General features: G+C 57.1%; 19 protein-coding genes. 13 read left to right on the top strand and 6 right to left on the bottom strand.

Annotation, left to right across the window (positions count from 1 at the left end):
- Window positions 1-60: 60 nt before the first annotated feature.
- Genes urtA through zinT form a run of 6 tightly spaced genes read left to right on the top strand, consistent with a single transcriptional unit; the run spans window position 61 to window position 6,198 of the window.
- The gene (urtA, locus tag SK51_RS15620) at window positions 61-1,332 is read left to right on the top strand and encodes an urea ABC transporter substrate-binding protein (RefSeq protein ID WP_023306184.1); all 1,272 of its coding nucleotides are present in this window, start codon (window positions 61-63) and stop codon (window positions 1,330-1,332) included.
- Between the two features lie 22 nt (window positions 1,333-1,354).
- Window positions 1,355-2,929, top strand: coding sequence for an urea ABC transporter permease subunit UrtB (urtB, locus tag SK51_RS15615; RefSeq protein WP_023306185.1), 1,575 nt, complete (start codon window positions 1,355-1,357; stop codon window positions 2,927-2,929).
- Window positions 2,929-4,002: an urea ABC transporter permease subunit UrtC gene (gene urtC / locus SK51_RS15610; RefSeq protein ID WP_023306186.1), complete on the top strand. Its 1,074-nt coding sequence runs from the start codon at window positions 2,929-2,931 to the stop codon at window positions 4,000-4,002. Before urtB ends, urtC begins: the two co-directional genes overlap by 1 nt.
- Window positions 4,002-4,799, top strand: coding sequence for an urea ABC transporter ATP-binding protein UrtD (urtD, locus tag SK51_RS15605; protein ID WP_023300093.1), 798 nt, complete (start codon window positions 4,002-4,004; stop codon window positions 4,797-4,799). The genes urtC and urtD overlap by 1 nt, the downstream gene beginning before the upstream one ends.
- 9 nt (window positions 4,800-4,808) lie before the next feature.
- Window positions 4,809-5,507, top strand: coding sequence for an urea ABC transporter ATP-binding subunit UrtE (urtE, locus tag SK51_RS15600; protein ID WP_023300094.1), 699 nt, complete (start codon window positions 4,809-4,811; stop codon window positions 5,505-5,507).
- Between the two features lie 52 nt (window positions 5,508-5,559).
- Window positions 5,560-6,198 carry a metal-binding protein ZinT gene (gene zinT / locus SK51_RS15595; RefSeq protein ID WP_023306187.1) on the top strand — a complete coding sequence of 213 codons (639 nt, stop codon included), beginning with the start codon at window positions 5,560-5,562 and terminating at the stop codon, window positions 6,196-6,198.
- Window positions 6,199-6,244: 46 nt separating this feature from the next.
- On the opposite strand, the gene ydeE is transcribed toward zinT, so the two are convergent.
- Window positions 6,245-7,462: an efflux MFS transporter YdeE gene (ydeE, locus tag SK51_RS15590; RefSeq protein WP_023306188.1), complete on the bottom strand. Its 1,218-nt coding sequence runs from the start codon at window positions 7,460-7,462 to the stop codon at window positions 6,245-6,247.
- 194 nt (window positions 7,463-7,656) lie between these two features.
- Here ydeE and eamA point away from each other — a divergent pair, with 194 nt between their 5' ends.
- Window positions 7,657-8,556 carry an O-acetylserine/cysteine exporter gene (eamA, locus tag SK51_RS15585; RefSeq protein WP_023306189.1) on the top strand — a complete coding sequence of 300 codons (900 nt, stop codon included), beginning with the start codon at window positions 7,657-7,659 and terminating at the stop codon, window positions 8,554-8,556.
- 38 nt (window positions 8,557-8,594) lie between these two features.
- On the opposite strand, the gene marB is transcribed toward eamA, so the two are convergent.
- Genes marB through marR form a run of 3 tightly spaced genes read right to left on the bottom strand, consistent with a single transcriptional unit; the run spans window position 8,595 to window position 9,678 of the window.
- Window positions 8,595-8,810, bottom strand: coding sequence for a multiple antibiotic resistance protein MarB (gene marB, locus SK51_RS15580; RefSeq protein ID WP_023300098.1), 216 nt, complete (start codon window positions 8,808-8,810; stop codon window positions 8,595-8,597).
- 32 nt (window positions 8,811-8,842) lie between these two features.
- The gene (gene marA / locus SK51_RS15575) at window positions 8,843-9,223 is read right to left on the bottom strand and encodes an MDR efflux pump AcrAB transcriptional activator MarA (protein WP_001303241.1); all 381 of its coding nucleotides are present in this window, start codon (window positions 9,221-9,223) and stop codon (window positions 8,843-8,845) included.
- Between the two features lie 20 nt (window positions 9,224-9,243).
- On the bottom strand, window positions 9,244-9,678 hold the full coding sequence (gene marR / locus SK51_RS15570) for a multiple antibiotic resistance transcriptional regulator MarR (RefSeq protein WP_020884159.1): 435 nt from the start codon (window positions 9,676-9,678) through the stop codon (window positions 9,244-9,246).
- A gap of 256 nt (window positions 9,679-9,934) precedes the next feature.
- On the opposite strand from marR, the gene SK51_RS15565 reads away from it, so the two are divergent.
- A complete protein-coding gene (locus tag SK51_RS15565; protein WP_022648105.1) occupies window positions 9,935-10,600 on the top strand; it encodes a MarC family NAAT transporter in 666 nt (221 codons plus the stop codon).
- A gap of 93 nt (window positions 10,601-10,693) precedes the next feature.
- Here SK51_RS15565 and SK51_RS15560 read toward each other — a convergent pair whose 3' ends face one another.
- The gene (locus tag SK51_RS15560; protein WP_023306190.1) at window positions 10,694-11,890 is read right to left on the bottom strand and encodes a sugar transporter; all 1,197 of its coding nucleotides are present in this window, start codon (window positions 11,888-11,890) and stop codon (window positions 10,694-10,696) included.
- Window positions 11,891-12,066: 176 nt separating this feature from the next.
- Between SK51_RS15560 and SK51_RS15555 the strand changes: the two genes are divergently transcribed.
- The 3 genes from SK51_RS15555 (at window position 12,067) to SK51_RS15545 (ending at window position 14,235) form a co-directional block, all read left to right on the top strand.
- A complete protein-coding gene (locus tag SK51_RS15555) occupies window positions 12,067-12,855 on the top strand; it encodes a PhzF family phenazine biosynthesis protein (RefSeq protein WP_023306191.1) in 789 nt (262 codons plus the stop codon).
- Window positions 12,856-12,877: 22 nt separating this feature from the next.
- Entirely contained in the window at window positions 12,878-13,690 is an 813-nt protein-coding gene (locus SK51_RS15550) for a PhzF family phenazine biosynthesis protein (RefSeq protein WP_048206796.1), read from the top strand.
- A 62-nt stretch (window positions 13,691-13,752) separates the two neighbouring features.
- A complete protein-coding gene (locus SK51_RS15545; protein WP_032671186.1) occupies window positions 13,753-14,235 on the top strand; it encodes a GNAT family N-acetyltransferase in 483 nt (160 codons plus the stop codon).
- On the opposite strand, the gene ptrR is transcribed toward SK51_RS15545, so the two are convergent.
- Window positions 14,189-15,067 (bottom strand): putrescine utilization regulator PtrR, encoded by an 879-nt coding sequence (ptrR, locus tag SK51_RS15540; RefSeq protein WP_022648110.1) that lies wholly within the window; start codon window positions 15,065-15,067, stop codon window positions 14,189-14,191. The genes SK51_RS15545 and ptrR overlap by 47 nt on opposite strands.
- Before the next feature lie 99 nt (window positions 15,068-15,166).
- On the opposite strand from ptrR, the gene sad reads away from it, so the two are divergent.
- Both sad and SK51_RS15530 read left to right on the top strand, forming a co-directional pair.
- The gene (gene sad, locus SK51_RS15535; protein ID WP_023306194.1) at window positions 15,167-16,549 is read left to right on the top strand and encodes a succinate-semialdehyde dehydrogenase; all 1,383 of its coding nucleotides are present in this window, start codon (window positions 15,167-15,169) and stop codon (window positions 16,547-16,549) included.
- 127 nt (window positions 16,550-16,676) lie between these two features.
- Window positions 16,677-18,266 carry a methyl-accepting chemotaxis protein gene (locus SK51_RS15530; RefSeq protein WP_023300101.1) on the top strand — a complete coding sequence of 530 codons (1,590 nt, stop codon included), beginning with the start codon at window positions 16,677-16,679 and terminating at the stop codon, window positions 18,264-18,266.
- The last annotated feature ends 40 nt before the right edge of the window (window positions 18,267-18,306 follow it).

Here is an 18,306-nt window from a genome sequence, read left to right as displayed (position 1 = left end):
TTTTTCTGCGTCCGGCGGTAACGGACGTCTTCGCACAGCTTTCTTTTCAGGAGTGAAAATATGCACCGTCGTACCTTTATTAAAGCGTTCACCTTGTCCGCCTCCGTCATCGCCATGGGAATGAGCTTTGGCGTCCAGGCCGCAGAGACCATTAAAGTCGGGATTATGCACTCTCTCTCCGGCACGATGGCCATTTCAGAAACGCCCCTGAAAGATGTCGCCCTGATGACCATCGATGAAATCAATGCTAAAGGCGGCGTGCTCGGGAAAAAGCTGGAGCCGGTGGTGGTTGACCCGGCATCCAACTGGCCGCTGTTTGCCGAAAAGGCCCGCCAGCTTCTGAGCCAGGATAAGGTCGCCGTGGTGTTTGGCTGCTGGACCTCCGTATCGCGTAAATCGGTTCTGCCGGTTTTTGAGGAGCTGAACGGTTTGCTGTTCTATCCGGTGCAGTATGAAGGTGAAGAGATGTCACCTAACGTCTTCTATACCGGCGCGGCGCCTAACCAGCAGGCGATCCCGGCGGTGGAGTACCTGATGAGCGAGGACGGCGGCAGCGCGAAGCGCTTCTTCCTGCTGGGTACGGACTACGTTTACCCGCGCACTACTAACAAGATCCTGCGCGCCTTCCTGCACTCGAAAGGCGTTGAAGATAAAGATATTGAAGAGGTCTACACCCCATTTGGACATAGCGATTACCAGACCATCGTCGCCAGTATCAAAAAGTTCTCCACAGGCGGCAAAACGGCAGTGGTCTCCACCATCAACGGTGATTCCAACGTGCCTTTCTATAAAGAACTGGCGAACCAGGGGCTGAAAGCCACGGACGTGCCGGTGGTGGCGTTCTCGGTGGGCGAGGAAGAACTTCGCGGCATTGATACCAAACCGCTGGTGGGTAACCTGGCGGCGTGGAACTACTTTGAATCCGTCGACAACCCGACCAACCAGACCTTTGTCGCGGCTTACAAAGCCTACGCGAAAGCCCATAAGCTGCCGAATGCCGATACCGTGGTCACCAACGATCCGATGGAAGCGACTTACGTTGGCCTGCATATGTGGGCGCAGGCGGTTGAAAAAGCGGGGACAACCGACGTGGACAAAGTGCGCGCGGCAATGGCGGGCCAGTCGTTCAACGCGCCGTCCGGCTTTACGCTGACCATGGACGCCACCAACCACCACCTGCATAAGCCCGTCATGATTGGTGAAATTGAAGGCAACGGCCAGTTCAACGTCGTCTGGCAAACCGAACAGCCGGTACGCGCTCAACCGTGGAGCCCGTTTATCGCCGGGAATGACAAAAAGCCTGACCAGCCGATGAAAACCGCCAGCAACTAAGCCACCACCAGGGAGAGACGTCATGAACGCCATACGCATGATGATTGCGATTGTGTGGCTTACCGGACTGCTGCCAGGGATGGCGCAGGCATCGGATGCCGATGATTTCGTTGCCGCTAGCCGCAGCCAGCAAACCGCCATGCTGACCCGCTGGGCAGCCACGCCGGAACCTGCACGTTTGCCGCTGCTTAAGGCGCTGCAACAGGAGAACCTTTATACCGACAGCCAGAAGAAGGCATTTACCCGCATCGACGGCGAAATGGTTGCCCTGGGCGCGGCAAAAAGCGCTGAAGGCACGACCAAAGCCGTGCGGCTGACCAACCGACTGCGCGTGTTAACCGTCACGGCGCTGGCGACGCATCAGCTTGTCAGTGACAGTGTCACCGAAAGGCGTCATGCCGCGCGGCAACTTCAGCGTGACGCCCGGCCGGATATGCTCGGCTTTCTGCAACAGCGGGCCAGTAGCGAAACGGACGACGTCACCCGACAGTCGCTGATGCTGGCGCTGGCAAACCTCCAGTTGACGAGCCCACAGGCTGAAGTACGGCTCAAGGCTGTTGAGCTGTTGGGACAGTCTGACGATCCGGACGTGCAGGCCACGCTGACGCCGTTCACCCAAACGCAAACCGAGCCGGACGCACGGGTACGTGCCGCCGCCGCTGAGAGCCTGGAGCGTATTCAGCACCGGCTGATGTGGGGCGAACTGCTGGGGCAGGCCTTCATGGGCCTGTCGTTGGGGTCGGTACTCTTGCTGGCCGCGCTCGGGCTGGCTATCACCTATGGTCTGCTGGGGGTGATTAACATGGCTCACGGTGAAATGCTGATGCTCGGGGCGTATGCCACCTGGATGGTGCAGCAGGTAATGGCGCAGTGGATGCCTCAGTGGCTGGCGCTCTATCCGGTGGTGGCGCTGCCGGTGGCGTTTTGCCTGACCGCAGGCATCGGAATGGTGCTGGAGCGCACGGTGATACGCCATCTTTATGGCCGCCCGCTGGAAACCCTGCTCGCCACCTGGGGGATAAGCCTGATGCTTATCCAGCTGGTCCGCATGACCTTTGGCGCTCAGAACCTTGAGGTCGCTAACCCGGCATGGCTGTCCGGCGGGGTGCAGGTTTTCGCCAACCTGACGCTGCCCTGGAACCGTATTGTGGTGCTCGGCTTTGTACTGCTGGTGCTGTTCTTCACCTGGCTCATTCTGAACAAAACGCGTCTGGGTCTCAACGTGCGGGCGGTGACGCAAAACCGCAGCATGGCGGCCTGCTGCGGCGTTCCCACCGGACGGGTAGATATGCTGGCGTTTGGCCTCGGGTCCGGCATTGCCGGGTTGGGCGGCGTGGCGTTGTCCCAGCTGGGGAACGTGGGGCCGGAGCTGGGCCAGGGATACATCATCGATTCGTTCCTGGTGGTGGTGCTCGGCGGCGTCGGCCAGCTGGCCGGTAGCGTCGCGGCGGCCTTTGGTCTGGGGATCTTCAATAAAATTCTTGAACCGCAGATGGGCGCCGTGCTGGGCAAGATCCTGATTCTGGTGGCGATCATTCTGTTTATCCAGAAACGTCCGCAGGGGTTATTCGCACTTAAAGGGAGGGTGACAGACTGATGAGCCAGCCATTGACCTTAACACTGGCGCGCAGGGCACCGCGCACCGCGCAAATCTTCGGCAGTCTGCTGGTTGCGGCGCTGCTGGTGCTGCCTTTTCTCGCGCTGTTACCCGCCACCCATCCGCTGGCCGTTTCGACGTGGATGTTGACGCTTATCGGCAAGATCCTCTGCTACGCGGTTGTCGCCGTGGCCCTCGATCTGGTCTGGGGCTATGCCGGTATGCTCTCGCTGGGGCACGGCATATTCTTCGCCCTGGGCGGCTATGCGATGGGCATGTACCTGATGCGCCAGGCGGCCGGGGACGGGCTGCCCGCGTTTATGTCGTTTCTCTCGTGGAGCGAACTGCCCTGGTTCTGGTGGGGAACGCAGCATTTCGCCTGGGCGCTGGTGTTAATCGTGACGATCCCCGGCCTGCTGGCGCTGGTCTTCGGCTGGTTTGCTTTCCGCTCGAAGATAAAAGGGGTCTATTTTTCCATCATGACCCAGGCGCTGACCTATGCGGGCATGCTGCTGTTCTTTCGCAACGAAACCGGTTTTGGCGGCAATAACGGCTTTACCGGCTTTACCACGCTGCTCGGGTTTTCCGTTACGGCGACTACCACGCGGATCGCGCTGTTTCTCGCAACGGTCATGCTGCTGCTTCTGGCCCTGGGCACAGGCTACGCGCTGGCGAAGAGTAAGTTTGGCCGCATTTTAACGGCGGTGCGCGATGCGGAAAACCGTCTGACGTTCTGCGGCTACGATCCGCGCGGCTTCAAGCTGCTGGTCTGGACGCTTTCCGCCGTACTGTGTGGTCTGGCGGGGGCGCTGTACGTTCCGCAGGTGGGTATTATCAACCCGGGTGAAATGTCGCCGACCAACTCGATTGAAGCGGCCATCTGGGTGGCGCTGGGCGGGCGCGGCACCCTGGTAGGCCCGGTGATTGGTGCGGCGCTGGTCAATGGTGCGAAGAGCTTTTTCACCGTGGCGATGCCGGAGTACTGGCAACTGTTTCTTGGGCTGATTTTCATCGCCGTGACGCTCTTTTTACCGCGCGGCGTGTTCGGTCTGTTTCGTAAGGGAGAGAATTAATGCAGCCCTCTGAAGGACTCTTTACCCGCCAGCTACCGGGCGATCGTTACCGTGAGCAGACCGATCCTGTGTTACAGCTCGAGGCCATTAACGTCAGTTTCGATGGTTTTCAGGCGTTGACCGATCTCTCACTTAATATCGGCATTGGAGAATTGCGCTGCATCATTGGCCCTAACGGCGCCGGTAAAACTACGCTGATGGACGTGATCACCGGCAAAACCCGGCCAAAAAGCGGGAAGGCTATTTACGATCAGTCCATCGATCTGACAGCCCTTGAACCGGCGGCCATTGCCCGTCAGGGCATTGGCCGTAAGTTCCAGAAACCGACCGTGTTTGAAGCGCTGACCGTAGGGGAAAACCTCGAAATCGCCATGAAAGCCGACAGGTCCGTCTGGGCGAGCCTGCGGGCAACACTCAGCGGCGAGCAGCGCGACCGCATTGACGAGATGTTGGTTTTGCTGCGGCTTGGCAGCGAGCGCGATCGCCGCGCCGGGCTGCTTTCCCACGGGCAGAAGCAGTTTCTGGAGATCGGCATGCTGCTGGTGCAGGATCCGCATCTGTTGCTGCTGGACGAACCCGCCGCCGGTATGACCGACGCAGAGACGGAATACACAGCCGAGCTGTTCCGAACTCTGGCAGGCAAGCATTCGCTGATGGTGGTTGAGCACGATATGGGCTTCGTCGAGACCATCGCCGACCACGTTACGGTGCTGCATCAGGGGCGCGTACTGGCAGAAGGCTCGCTTCGCGAGGTACAGGCCAATGAGCAGGTGATTGACGTCTATCTGGGACGCTAAGGAGAGGGGATGTTACAGGTTAACGAGCTGAATCAGTACTACGGCGGAAGTCATATTCTGCGCGGGGTGAGCTTTGAGGCGGTGGTCGGGGAAGTTACCTGCCTGCTGGGGCGCAACGGGGTGGGGAAAACCACGCTGCTGAGGTGCCTGATGGGGCTGATCCCGGTGAAAGCCGGGGAGGTGGTCTGGCAGGGAAAGACCATCACTCACAGTAAACCGCACCAGCGGGTGCAGTCCGGCGTGGCGTATGTTCCGCAGGGGCGGGAGATTTTTCCGCGTCTGACCGTAGAAGAAAACCTGCTGATGGGACTGTCGCGCTTCTCCGCGGGAAACGCAAGGAGCGTGCCGGAGGAGATTTGGCAGCTTTTCCCGGTGCTGAAGGAGATGAAACACCGTCGCGGAGGCGATCTTTCCGGTGGTCAGCAGCAGCAGCTGGCGATTGGTCGCGCGCTGGCGAGCCGTCCACGGTTACTGATCCTGGATGAACCCACGGAAGGTATACAGCCGTCGGTGATTAAAGAGATTGGGCAGGTGATCCGCAGCCTGGCGAACCGGGGGGATATGGCGATCCTGCTGGTGGAGCAGTTTTATGATTTTGCGGCGGAGCTGGCCGACAGCTATCTGGTGATGTCGCGCGGCAGCATCGTCCAGCAGGGGCGCGGTGAGAACATGGAGCAGGAGGGGGTTCGCGGACTGGTTGCGATCTGAAATGTTATACTATAACATCCTCATTCTTATAACACGGAATGAGGGTTTTGCTGTGGCTGCACAACTTGGAAAAATTGCGCTGACTCTGGGAACGCTGCTGGTAAGCGGCTCGCTTTTTGCCCATTCGCACGGTCATCAGATGACGGAGGCGGAACAGAAGGCGGCAAACGGCGTCTTTGAGGATAAAGACGTCAGGGACAGGACGCTGTCTGACTGGGACGGGACCTGGCAGTCTGTTTACCCGTTCCTGCTTGATGGTTCGCTGGATCCGGTTTTCGAAAAGAAAGCGCAGAAGGGGGAAAAATCCGCTGCCGAGGTGAAAGCCTACTACCGTAAGGGCTACGCGACGGACGTGGACGCCATCGGCATTGAAAACAACGTGATGGAATTCCACAGAGGCAAAACGGTGAGCAGCTGCCGCTACGACTACAGCGGTTATAAAATTCTGACCTATGCGTCGGGGAAAAAAGGCGTGCGCTACCTGTTTGAATGTAAGGATAAGGCAAGCCAGGCGCCTAAGTTTGTGCAGTTCAGCGATCATACCATCGGGCCGAAAGCCTCTTCACACTTCCATATCTTTATGGGCAACACCTCCCACGAGGCGCTGCTGAAAGAGATGGATAACTGGCCGACCTACTACCCGAACGAGATGTATAAAGAGCAGGTGGTGGAGGAGATGTTGCACCACTAGGCTGTTGGTTTTGCCGGGTGGGGGCTTAGCCTTACCCGGCGTGGGATTAGGGTTTTCCAGGTCGGGTAAGCGCAGCGCCACCCGACACGCTATCTTCACTTTTCACGCGCATCCCGCGCAAAACCATCAGCCACGCCGCAATAATGGCGGCCATCATAATAATAAATAACGACCAGTGCGGCAGATGGGTCAGGATGAGCCCGGTGATCATCGGGTTCGCCGCCGCGCCCAGCCATCCCAGCGCCTGGGCGGAGAAGTAGCTCGCCTTCATGCCCGGCGGGGCGATATTGTCGATCAGCATGTATTCACCCGGAGCATAAATAATTTCACCCAGGGTGAAAATCGCCGCCGCAATCCCCCAGTAAAGCAGGTTCTCGCCGGAAAGCATAAACCCGCCCAGCCCGAGGATGAAAAAGAGCGTCGCGGCAGTCATTAGCGGGCGGATGTTGCTGGCGGAGATCTTGCGGCCAAGCGCGTATTGCAGGGAGACCACCACCACCGCGTTGACGGGCAACACAACGGCCACCACCTTTTCTGCGAAATCGCTGTCCGCATACGCGGCGAGGACGTACTGGGAAATGCAGCTGGCGAACGATCCGCCCACGTAGGACGCCAGCAGGCCGGAGAGCGTGTACCAGAACAGCGCCCGGTCCTTCAGCAGCACCGAGGGCTGCCACGGCGCTTTTTCCTCCACGCTGTCAGACGCTACGCTTTTCTGCACAAAGAAATGGATAAACCCGAGCGGCAGTGCGGCGCAGAAGGCCGCCAGCCAGAACGGCAGTTGCAGGCTGTACATCACCAGTAGAGTGCCAACCGGCGGCCCAATCGTCCAGCCGATGTTCAGGAAACTGTAGTTGAGTGAGAAAACGCGCGCCTTTTCGCTGGAGGTCAGCACGTCGGCAAACCACGCTTTCAGCACCGTTGAGAAGACGGAATAGGCGCAGTTAATCAGGGCAAAGAACAACACCACCAGCGTCACGTTATTCACCAGCGGAATGGCCACAAACCCGGCGATAAAGGCCACGATGGCGACCAGCATATAGCGTTTTTTGTCGAACTTGTCCGCCAGGATGCCAAACCCCAGGCTAAACACCACGCCAATGGTCAACGCCACGGTAAGGGCATAGCCAATATTCTCCACGCTCATATCGTACACGCGTGTGAGATATATGGTCATAAAGGGCAGCGTTGCCCCGCGGCCAATTGTTAATAACAATGACGATGCCAGCAGCGCTGCGGTTGAGCGCCTGATTGATGGTTTCATTTTCCTGCCCGACAAATGCTTATGCTTTTTTTTGTTGTGTTATTACAGGATTATCATGGGATCGGCAGCTTGTATAGCACCCAATTTATCCGCAAGTGCTTCTCCTCAGTACCAGAATTAATGATCTTCTCGCGGGGATATTTTTTCTGTTACCTTGAAGTGTTTACAAAAATTTAATAATTCAGGGGCGGAAAATGACGCGGAAAGACGGGCTGTTAGCGTTACTGGTTGTCGTGGTGTGGGGACTCAATTTTGTGGTCATCAAAATGGGGTTGCATAACATGCCTCCACTCATGCTGGCGGGTCTGCGCTTCCTGCTGGTGGCCTTCCCGGCGCTGCTGTTCGTTGCCCGCCCAAAGATTCCCCTGAAGCTTCTGCTGGGCTACGGCCTCACCATCAGCTTTGGTCAGTTTGCGTTTCTTTTTTGCGCCATCAAATTCGGTATGCCTGCGGGTCTGGCTTCGCTGGTGCTTCAGGTGCAGGCTTTCTTTACCATTATTCTCGGCGCGTTTGTCTTTGGCGAACGTTTGCAGGGCAAACAGCTGGCGGGCATTAGCCTTGCGGTCTTTGGCGTGCTGGTGCTGATAGAAGGCAGCCTCAACGGTCAGCATGTCGCGCTGCTGGGCTTTATGCTCACCCTGGCGGCGGGGCTGAGCTGGGCGTGCGGCAACATCTTTAACAAGCTGATAATGCAGCATGAGTCGCGTCCTGGGATCATGTCGCTGGTGGTCTGGAGCGCGTTGATCCCCATTGTGCCGTTTATGGCCGCGTCGTTTATTCTGGATGGACCGCAGGTGATGCTGAAAAGCCTGGTGGAGATCGACCTGACGACCATTTTGTCGCTGATGTACCTGGCATTAGTCGCCTCAATCATTGGCTACGGCATCTGGGGATCGCTGCTCGGACGCTATGAAACCTGGCGCGTGGCGCCGTTATCGCTGCTGGTACCGGTGGTCGGGCTTGCCAGCGCCGCCCTGTTGCTGGATGAAACGCTCAGCGCGCTGCAACTGTGTGGCGCAGGGCTGATTATGGCCGGGCTGTATATCAACGTCTTTGGCTTGCGGGTGCGTCGGGCGACGCGGGTGCGGAGTTAAGGCAGAAAAAAGCCCCGCATTAGCGGGGCAAAAACGAATTACAGGTCGTGATTATAATACGGCACGCCTAATTCGTCGGATTTGTCGCTGCCAGCGCCCATGTGATTGAAGTCCCAGGGCGACTGGTTTTGCGTGGACGGCATAATCATGGTGTCACGATTATTTTGCTGCCCCGCACTGGGGGTTTGCTCCGCGAAGCTCTGGCCGGAAACCAGCACCAGCAAGGTGAGGGCGGCGGAGACGATAAATTTCATGATTTCCTCGGTTACGTCTTAACAGGCGATGATTAACTGCAATGTTTTAGCGGATACAGATAACGGGATTCACCCGGCATACTGGTAATACGGTACTTATGAGGCGGCACGTCAAAGTAGTTCTTGAACGTACGCGTCAGGGTTTGTTGCGATTCAAATCCGTAGCGTTCCGCCAGATAGAGGATCGGCTCATTGCTTTCTTTCAGTTTTTGGGCAATCTCCGTCAGCTTACGGCTGCGAATATATTGTCCTAATGAATGGCCAGTCTCTTTTTTAAACATCCGTTGCAGGTGCCATTTTGAGTAACCTGAACGCTCAGACACTTTCTCAAGGGAAAGTGGAGATTCCAGGTTATCTTCGATCCAGTCCAAAATGCTATGAATGGTGATAGCGTCAGTATTGCGTCTGGACATCGTCATACCTCTTTTTCTGTTTACGGCAGGATTTTCTTGAGTAAAAGCTCAAGCGTTGCCACTTCATCTGCCGTTAAGTTTTTTGTCAGTTCCTGGTGCAGTGTTTGTCCTACTAATTGATGACATTGCTCACACATGGCCGCGCCATCGCTGGTCAGTTTCACCAGTACGCCACGTTTGTCATTCGGGTTAGGGCTTCGTTCTATCCATCCTTTGCAGACGAGACGATCCAGCATGCGGGTTAACGCACCCAGATCGACAGAGAGCACCTTTTTCAGCTCAACCGGCGTGATACACACTTCGCAGCGAATGGAACACAGCACTTTGAACTGTGTTGCGGTGATATCCAGCGGTGACAGGTAGTCATTGAGCAGGCGATCTTTTTTTTGGTTAACCATATGAATAAGACGACCCAGTGGGATTATGTCGTTAAAGAGATCACTGGTGCTTTTCACAATGGTTGCCCTGGCAAGTAGTTTAGTCACGGCAGATATTATTGCTCAGGCAAGTATAAGTCAACTGAATGGATCTGCTGATGCCACGAATTGCTAAAACGCTTCAGGAACTTTTTCTGTACGCTTTTAAATCATATAGATAATCTGGGGTTATTAGTTACGCCGGACAATTATGGTTACGTTGCGCGGATAGCTCAGGACGAGACTTTCCCCCTATAATTGCGGTAATGAATAAGGATAAGGACTGCGGTGCATTATGTTGGATTTGATTAAAGCAGTGGGGCTTGGGCTGGTGGTGTTGCTTCCGCTGGCGAACCCGTTAACGACCGTGGCGCTCTTTCTGGGGCTGGCGGGTAACATGAACAGCGCGGAGCGCAACCAGCAGTCGAGGATGGCCTCCGTCTACGTCTTCGCGATTATGATGGTGGCTTATTACGCCGGACAACTGGTGATGAATACTTTTGGTATTTCGATTCCCGGTCTGCGTATCGCCGGTGGGCTGATTGTGGCGTTTATTGGTTTCCGGATGCTGTTCCCGGCGCATAAAGCGCATGAATCGCCGGAAGCCAAAAGCAAATCGGAGGAGCTTGAAAGCGAACCGAGCGCCAATATCGCGTTTGTGCCGTTAGCCATGCCGAGCACGGCGGGGCCGGGAACGATTGCGATGATCATCAGTTCCGCCTCAACGGTGCGTGATGGTGTTACTTTTCCGCACTGGGTTATTACCGTTGCGCCGCCGATCATTTTTGCGCTTATCGCCATTATCGTCTGGGGGTCATTGCGCAGCTCCGGGGCGATTATGCGCTGGGTGGGCAAGGGGGGGATTGAAGCTATCTCCCGTCTGATGGGCTTCCTGCTGGTCTGTATGGGCGTGCAGTTTATTATTAACGGCGTGCTGGAGATCATTAAGACGTATCACTGAGGACATCGCCGGGTGGCGCTGCGCTTACCCGGCCTACAAGTCCGTAATAACCTAGGCCGGGTAGGCCGAAGCCGCCACCCGGCACAACTAACGTCAACCGTGGCTGGTCTGTTCTTCCATCGCGACCGGCCATTTACGGAAGATAAGCACCGACCAGATCAGCGCAATCAGCGCGGGAATCGCCCCGAGATAGCCAATGGCCGACATCGATACATACAGGCTGATCTGATTTCCCACCAGCGCACCGGCCCCAATTCCCAGATTAAAAATTCCCGAGAACAGCGACATTGCCACGTCCGTGGCGTCCGGGGCCAGGGCCAGCACTTTGACCTGCATTCCCAGACCAATAATCATGATCGCCACGCCCCAGAACAGACTGAGGATCGCCAGATGACTCTCGCTGCCTGCCGCAGGCATCAGTAACAGCAGGCACGCCAGCAGCAGGCCAATCGCACTGCTTACAAGCGCAGACGCGTGCTTATTGCCCAGCTTCCCGAACAGGATGCTGCCGATAATCCCCGCGCCGCCCAGGATCAGCAGCAGAACGGTGGCGAAGTTAGCGCTAAAGCCCGCCACAACCTGAACAAACGGCTCAATATAGCTGTAGGCCGTGTAATGGGCGGTCACCACAATCACGGTCAGCAGATAGATGCTCATCAGCGCCGGTCGACGCATCAGCAGAGGCAGACTTTTCAGCGAGCCGGAGTGTTCGCTGGGCAGTTTTGGCAGCAGTTTGATCAGACACACCAGGGTGATCAGCGCCCCCATGCCGATGGCAAAGAAGGTGGTGCGCCAGCCGAAGTATTGACCCACAATGCGCCCGATCGGCAGGCCTAACACCATCGCCAGCGCCGTTCCGGTGGCAATCAGGCTCAACGCCTGGGCGCGTTTCCCCGCCGGGGCGAGACGAATGGCGAGCGATGCGGTGATCGACCAGAAAACGGCATGGGCAAACGCGATGCCGACGCGGCTGATCACCAGCACCGTAAAGTTCCATGCCATAAATGACAGCACATGGCTGGCTATGAACACCACAAACAGCCCAATCAGCAGCTTACGACGTTCCATCTGGCTGGTCAGCAGCATAAACGGCAGCGACATCAGCGCTACCACCCATGCATAGATGGTCAGCATAATGCCAACCTGTGCCGTTTCCATATGGAAGCTGGCTGCAATGTCGGACAGCAGCCCAACCGGAACAAATTCCGTGGTGTTGAAAATAAACGCTGCGATGGCGAGCGTGACCACGCGTAGCCACGCGACCCTGCGGGAAACCGTGTGTGTTGTCATAGGGATATCTGGGATTCGTTGCCTGAAAGATGAGGAGACGATCTTAAAGCCTTAAACGGCGAAAACTCAACCGTTATGTGATGTGAATCACAAAATTTACCTTCATGCAGCGGTAGCGAACGCGGTTGTTTTCATTGAAGATAAAGAACAACACAACAAAAACAGGCGGTAACACAATGCAGGAGATTGATTTTTATCTGGTAGATGCGTTCAGCGAGTCCTCCTTTGGCGGCAACCCGGCGGCGGTGTGCCCGCTCGACGCGTGGCTGCCGGATGAGACGTTACTGCGGATGGCACAACAGCATAACCAGTCGGAAACCGCGTTTTTTGTGTGCACCAAAGGGGGGATTGAGCTGCGCTGGTTCACCACGCTCACCGAGGTTAATCTGTGTGGTCACGCGACGCTTGCCGCGGCGTATGTTCTGTTTAACGAACTGGATTATCCGGACTCACGCCTTCATTTTGACACCGCTTCTGGTCGCCTGACCGTCAGCCGTGAAGGTGACTGGATGACGCTGGACTTCCCGGCCTGCCCGACGCAGGCACAGACGCCGCCACCGGAGATGCTCGCCGCACTCGGTATCAGCCACTACGTCGAGGCGCGAAAAGGCCGCGCCTGGGTGCTGGTACTGGAGAGCCGCGAGCAAGTGGAAGCCATTAATCCGGATTTCTCCGCCATGACGCCGGGGGAGCATAAAGTGGCCGTCACCGCCCGGGACGAGGGGGAATACGACTTTGTCAGTCGTTTCTTCTCGCCGGGCGTGGCCGTGCCGGAAGATCCTGTCACCGGCTCCGCGCACACCATGCTGATCCCTTACTGGAGTGAACAGCTTGGCAAAACACAGATGTTTGCCCGTCAGGTTTCTGCCCGTGGTGGCGACGTACGCTGCGAACTGGAAGGCGACCGCGTGCGGATGGGCGGGCAGGCGGCGCTGTATCTGAAGGGCACAGTATTTCTGCGCTGAATAAATCTAAGAGGAACCAACGATGCAGGAAATTGATTTTTATCTGGTGGATGCCTTCAGCGGCAGGGCGTTCGGCGGCAATGCGGCGGCGGTGTGTCCGCTGGAAGCGTGGCTGCCGGATGAGACGCTGCTGAAGATGGCGAAGCAGCATAATCAGTCAGAGACGGCGTTCTTTGTCCGAACGGATAACGGGTTTGAACTGCGCTGGTTTACCACGCAGGATGAAATTAACCTCTGCGGCCACGCAACCCTCGCGGCTTCTCACGTTATTTTCGAATACCTGGATTATCCACATACGGAAATCACCTTCACCACGCGCTTTGTCGGCGAACTGACGGTACAACGCAGCGGCGACTGGCTGACGCTTAATTTCCCGGCGTGGTCAACCGAGGTTGTCGATACTCCACCCCCAGTGCTGTTCAGCTCGCTGGGCATTAACGCGGCAAAAGAGGTGCGTGCAGGGCGCGATTACATGGTGGTGCTCGACAGCCAGCGGCAGGTGGAGGCGCTGACGCCGGATATCACAGCCATGCTTCCGCTGGGGAAAATGGTCTGCGTTACGGCGCCGGGGGATGAGTATGATTTCGTCAGCCGTTTCTTCTGCCCGGGGGAAGGGGTACCGGAGGATCCGGTGACGGGATCAGCGCACACCATGCTGATCCCGTACTGGAGCGAAAAGCTTGGAAAAACGCAGATGTCGGCCCGCCAGGTCTCCTTGCGCGGCGGGGATCTGCGCTGCGAGCTGAAAGGCGACCGCGTGCTGATTGGCGGGCAGGCCACGCTGTATATGAAGGGGAAAATTTTCCTTCGTCTCCAGGATTACGGTCATCATTAAAAACTATGACGCCGGTATACAGGGCGGGCGGTATGTTGAACGAAAACGACAAGGAGCCTGCCATGTATTCTATTACCGCTGAATCCGCCCATCATCCAGATATTCTCGCCCTGATTACGGCGCTGGACCGTTATCAAAGCGTTCTCTATCCCGCGGAAAGTAATCATCTGCTGGATTTAACCGAACTGCCGGACGACTCGCTGATCCTGATGATTATTCGTGACACTCAGCTTAACGCTGTCGGGTGTGGCGCTGTTGTTTTGAACGGGGACGGGACCGGGGAAATGAAACGGGTCTATATTGATCCAACCCATCGCGGGCAACGGCTGGGTGATAAATTACTGGCGGCGCTGGAATATGAAGCCCTCAGCCGCTGCTGCCACACCGTCCGGCTGGAGACGGGGATCAAACAACATGCCGCCATTCGTCTGTATCAACAGTGTGGATACGAACGGCGCCCCGCGTTTGCCCCCTACAACGAGGATCCGCTGAGCCTGTTTATGGAGAAGACACTGGTGGCTGACGTTCGTTTAGCAGCCCTATAAACGCCTCAAGCTGGCGGGTCATCGCCCCGCGTCGCCACACCAGCCAGGTGGTGAGCCAGCGCCAGTTTTCCGCCAGCGGCCACGCCGCCACCTGATGATGCCCCGGCATGCTCTCCAGCATGGAGCGGGGCATCAGCGCAATGCCTGCCCCGGCAATCACGCAGGCGAGCATCCCGTGGTAGGACTCCATCTCGTGGATCCTTCCCGGCGTTACGCGGTCAGCATGAAACCAGCTTTCCAGATGACGCCGGTAGGAACAGTTGGCGCGAAAGGCATAAACCTCGCTACCGCTCACCTGCGTGGCTTTTGACACTTCCGCGTGACCCGCCGGGGTGACCAGCATCATCTCTTCCCGGTAAACCGGCATTCCTTCCAGTTCGGGGTGTGAGAGCGGCCCGTCGACAAAGGCGGCGCTGAGCGTCCCCTCAAGCACGCCGTCAATCATCGTACCGGAAGGCCCGGTGGATAACGCAAACTGAATGCGCGGATAGCGTTGATTAAACCGCGCCAGACTTTCCGGAATGCGTACGGCGGCGGTACTTTCCAGCGCGCCGAGCGAGAATAATCCCTGCGGTTCATCCCCGGCGACGACCATTCGCGCTTCGTCGACCAGCGCCAGGATCTGCTTGCTGTAGCGCAAAAAATTGTGCCCGGCGGGGGAAAGCCGCAGGCGCTGATTCTCGCGAATAAACAGCTCCACACCGAGATCCGCTTCAAGCTGTCGGATGCGGGTGGTGAGGTTTGACGGCACCCGGTGTACCTTCTGCGCCGCCTGGGTAATGCTGCCGGTCAGTGCGACGGCGTTAAACATCTCAAGCTGTGTTAAGTCCATACCGTTCTCGATTCGTGAACAAGGTGGTGAGTATTATTCATTTTTAAGAAATAGCAGAGTGGGCCACAATCAATCAACTGTTATTACATGGAGAACTTCATGACGTATTCATCTGCTACCCATGCCCACTCTGTCAACCCGGCTACCGGCGAAACGCTGGCTGCTTACCCGTGGGCAACGTCCGGTGACGTTGAACGTGCCATTGCGCAGGCGGATACCGGTTTTCGTCAGTGGCGACACGAAAGCGTGGCGCACCGGGCGCAAAAACTCCGCGATCTGGGTGCGGCGCTGCGTAGCCGTGCGGAAGAGATGGCGCAGACTATCTCCCGGGAGATGGGCAAGCCCATTGGGCAGGCGCGTGCGGAGGTGGCTAAGTCCGCCAGCCTTTGCGACTGGTACGCTGAATACGGCCCGGCAATGCTGCGCCCGGAATCTACCCAGGTCGACAATGCGGTGATTGAGTACCGTCCGCTGGGGCCTATTCTGGCGGTGATGCCGTGGAACTTCCCGCTCTGGCAGGTGCTGCGCGGTGCGGTGCCGATCCTGCTGGCAGGGAACAGCTATCTGCTTAAACATGCGCCAAATGTGCTCGGCTCGGCGGAGCTTATCGGGAAGGTGTTCGCGGATGCCGGTTTCCCGGAGGGGATCTTTGGCTGGGTGAACGCGACAAATGACGGCGTCAGCCATGCGATTAACGATCGGCGTATCGCGGCGGTGACCGTAACCGGCAGCGTTCGGGCTGGTGCGGCAATTGGCGCGCAGGCGGGCGCGGCGCTGAAGAAATGCGTGCTGGAGCTGGGCGGCTCCGATCCGTTTATCGTTCTGAATGATGCCGATCTGGATCTGGCTGTCAACGCGGCCGTGGCCGGGCGTTATCAGAATACCGGACAAGTTTGCGCGGCGGCGAAACGCTTTATTGTGGAAGCGGGCGTGGCGGACACCTTTACCCAACGCTTTGTTGACGCGGTCAAGGCGCTGAAAATGGGCGCACCGGATGAGGAAGATAACTATATTGGCCCGATGGCGCGATTTGATCTTCGCGATGAACTGCATCAGCAGGTACAGGCTACGCTGGCGGAAGGGGCGACCCTGCTGCTCGGCGGCGAGAAGCTTGCCGGGACCGGTAACTTTTATGCGCCAACCGTACTCGGCGACGTCACCCCACAGATGACGGCCTTCCGTCAGGAGCTGTTTGGCCCGGTGGCTGCGATTACCGTCGCCAATGATGCGTCGCACGCGTTGCAGCTGGCTAACGACAGCGACTTTGGCTTATCAGCGACGGTCTTTACCGCGAACGATGCGCTGGCTGAAACCTTCTCTCGCGAGCTGGAGTGCGGCGGAGTCTTTATCAATGGCTACAGCGCAAGCGATGCGCGCGTTGCGTTTGGCGGAGTGAAGAAGAGCGGCTTCGGGCGAGAGCTTTCACATTTCGGTCTGCATGAGTTCTGTAACGTTCAGACGGTCTGGAAGGATCGCGTGTAATGTTGTTGCCGGGTAGGGCAAGGCCGCTACCCGGCAATTCACGTTTCCTGTCATTATATTGCAATGGTTCTGTCATTTTCGTTTCGTAGACTCGCTCGCGTCTAACGTATTGTTACAGAAGAAAATTATGAACCTAACGCAAATTTTTCGTCGTCTTGCGCAGCGCTTTTTTCCTCGTCAGTTTGGCCTGCTGACCGGCATCTTTTGTATTATCGGCCTTTTCTCCGCCCTGCAACTTTCATCCTCCTTCCTGCTTACCGCTTCCCTGAATCAAGCCCAGCGTAACGAACAGCGCAATCAGCTGGCCTGGCAGCAACAGAGCAGACTGGATCAGGCGCGTATTTCGCTGCTTGCGGCGAGCGATCTGCTCAACCGCTCCGGGGTGTACTTTATGCAGGATAAAGAGACCGGTTCGGAAGGGAGCTGGCATAGCCTGATGGACGAGGCGCAAAAATCCCTGGCGGCGTCTCAGCAGGCATGGCAAGCCTGGCTCGCGCTTAATCCTCCGCAGGACGAGGGGCTTGTTAATAGCTATCAGCTGTTCTTCGGTGCCATTAGCGAGCAGGCGGAAGGGCTGGTGAAAACCAACAGCATCGACCTCTTTTTCGCCGTACCCGCCCAGGCGTTTCAGACCGATTTTAATGACAACTTTGCACGTTATCAGCAACGGAGTGAGAAGCAGGCGATACAGGGGCGTCAGTCGCTCATGGAACAACTCTCAGGCCTGCAACGGCTGTTCCTGTTTGCGCCGCTGGTGCTGCTGGCTATTGCCATTGCCGTCTGGTTTGCAATGGCGAAATGGGTGATATCCCCTCTACGCCGTCTGATTGTACATATTAACCAGCTTGCGGCAGGGGATTTGTCGGGAATACCCCCTGACGTTGTGCGTTTTAACCGTGAAATCAGCCAGCTCAGCGGCAGTATTACCGCCATGCAGCGCGGGCTCCAGCAGCTGGTGACTCAGGTCAGCGAGGCCACGACCTCTATGGTCGAAAATATCGGGTCACTTGCGCAGGGGAACCAGAAGCTTTATCAGCAGTCCACGCGACAGGCCAAAGAGCTGGAGGAAGTTACCGCGCATATCGCCGATCTCGAAACCCACGTTGAGGGGAACACGGGTTATGCAAAACTCGCCCGCTCGCGCGCGGATGAAGCCCGACAGGCTGCCGTCGGCGGGGAGCAAATGATGACAGCGGTAAATGGCTCAATGCAGACGATCGTCGACCGATCCTCAGAGATGCGTGGGATCGTCGCCATGATCGACAGCGTGGCGTTTCAGACCAATATTCTGGCCCTCAACGCTGCCATTGAAGCCGCCCATGCGGGAGAACAGGGGCGCGGGTTCGCGGTGGTCGCACGTGAAGTGGGGCTGCTGGCCAGAAAAAGCAGTCACTCTACGCAAACCATCCAGTCGCTAATTAACCACTCGCTACAGGGCATTGAAGAAGGTTCTCAGGTGGTAAACCGTCTGGAAGAAAATCTCCAGCAGGTCACCGGGTTGGTGGCCAATCTGAGTAGCCTGCTGAATGATATTTCGCTGGCCACTCTAAATCAGGGGGAAAGCATTCATCAGATGACGCGCCAACTTCAGGCGCTGAATCAGGTATCGCGTCAGACAGATGTGCTGGTTAGCGAAGCGTCGAATGCCTCTGAGCGCCTGCATCGGGAGTCAGATCTTTTGTTGCAGGCCGTCTCGCGTTTTCGTCTCCCTGCCTGACGTGACGTATAAGCCTCTGTTATACTCGCAGCCCGTTTTA

Origin of the sequence: Enterobacter sp. MGH85 (assembly GCF_001037655.1) — a bacterium.
GTDB lineage: Bacteria > Pseudomonadota > Gammaproteobacteria > Enterobacterales > Enterobacteriaceae > Enterobacter > Enterobacter intestinihominis.
The sequence above is the reverse complement of the archived record's forward strand: the minus strand, read 5'-3'. Positions and strand labels throughout refer to the sequence as shown.

Coding starts and splice junctions, on each gene's coding strand:
- urtA (WP_023306184.1), top strand. CDS start 61: ATGCACCGTCGTACCTTTATTAAAGCGTTCACCTTGTCCGCCTCCGTC.
- urtB (WP_023306185.1), top strand. CDS start 1,355: ATGAACGCCATACGCATGATGATTGCGATTGTGTGGCTTACCGGACTG.
- urtC (WP_023306186.1), top strand. CDS start 2,929: ATGAGCCAGCCATTGACCTTAACACTGGCGCGCAGGGCACCGCGCACC.
- urtD (WP_023300093.1), top strand. CDS start 4,002: ATGCAGCCCTCTGAAGGACTCTTTACCCGCCAGCTACCGGGCGATCGT.
- urtE (WP_023300094.1), top strand. CDS start 4,809: ATGTTACAGGTTAACGAGCTGAATCAGTACTACGGCGGAAGTCATATT.
- ydeE (WP_023306188.1), bottom strand. CDS start 7,462: ATGAAACCATCAATCAGGCGCTCAACCGCAGCGCTGCTGGCATCGTCA.
- eamA (WP_023306189.1), top strand. CDS start 7,657: ATGACGCGGAAAGACGGGCTGTTAGCGTTACTGGTTGTCGTGGTGTGG.
- marB (WP_023300098.1), bottom strand. CDS start 8,810: ATGAAATTTATCGTCTCCGCCGCCCTCACCTTGCTGGTGCTGGTTTCC.
- marA (WP_001303241.1), bottom strand. CDS start 9,223: ATGTCCAGACGCAATACTGACGCTATCACCATTCATAGCATTTTGGAC.
- SK51_RS15565 (WP_022648105.1), top strand. CDS start 9,935: ATGTTGGATTTGATTAAAGCAGTGGGGCTTGGGCTGGTGGTGTTGCTT.
- SK51_RS15560 (WP_023306190.1), bottom strand. CDS start 11,890: ATGACAACACACACGGTTTCCCGCAGGGTCGCGTGGCTACGCGTGGTC.
- SK51_RS15555 (WP_023306191.1), top strand. CDS start 12,067: ATGCAGGAGATTGATTTTTATCTGGTAGATGCGTTCAGCGAGTCCTCC.
- SK51_RS15550 (WP_048206796.1), top strand. CDS start 12,878: ATGCAGGAAATTGATTTTTATCTGGTGGATGCCTTCAGCGGCAGGGCG.
- SK51_RS15545 (WP_032671186.1), top strand. CDS start 13,753: ATGTATTCTATTACCGCTGAATCCGCCCATCATCCAGATATTCTCGCC.
- ptrR (WP_022648110.1), bottom strand. CDS start 15,067: ATGGACTTAACACAGCTTGAGATGTTTAACGCCGTCGCACTGACCGGC.
- sad (WP_023306194.1), top strand. CDS start 15,167: ATGACGTATTCATCTGCTACCCATGCCCACTCTGTCAACCCGGCTACC.
- SK51_RS15530 (WP_023300101.1), top strand. CDS start 16,677: ATGAACCTAACGCAAATTTTTCGTCGTCTTGCGCAGCGCTTTTTTCCT.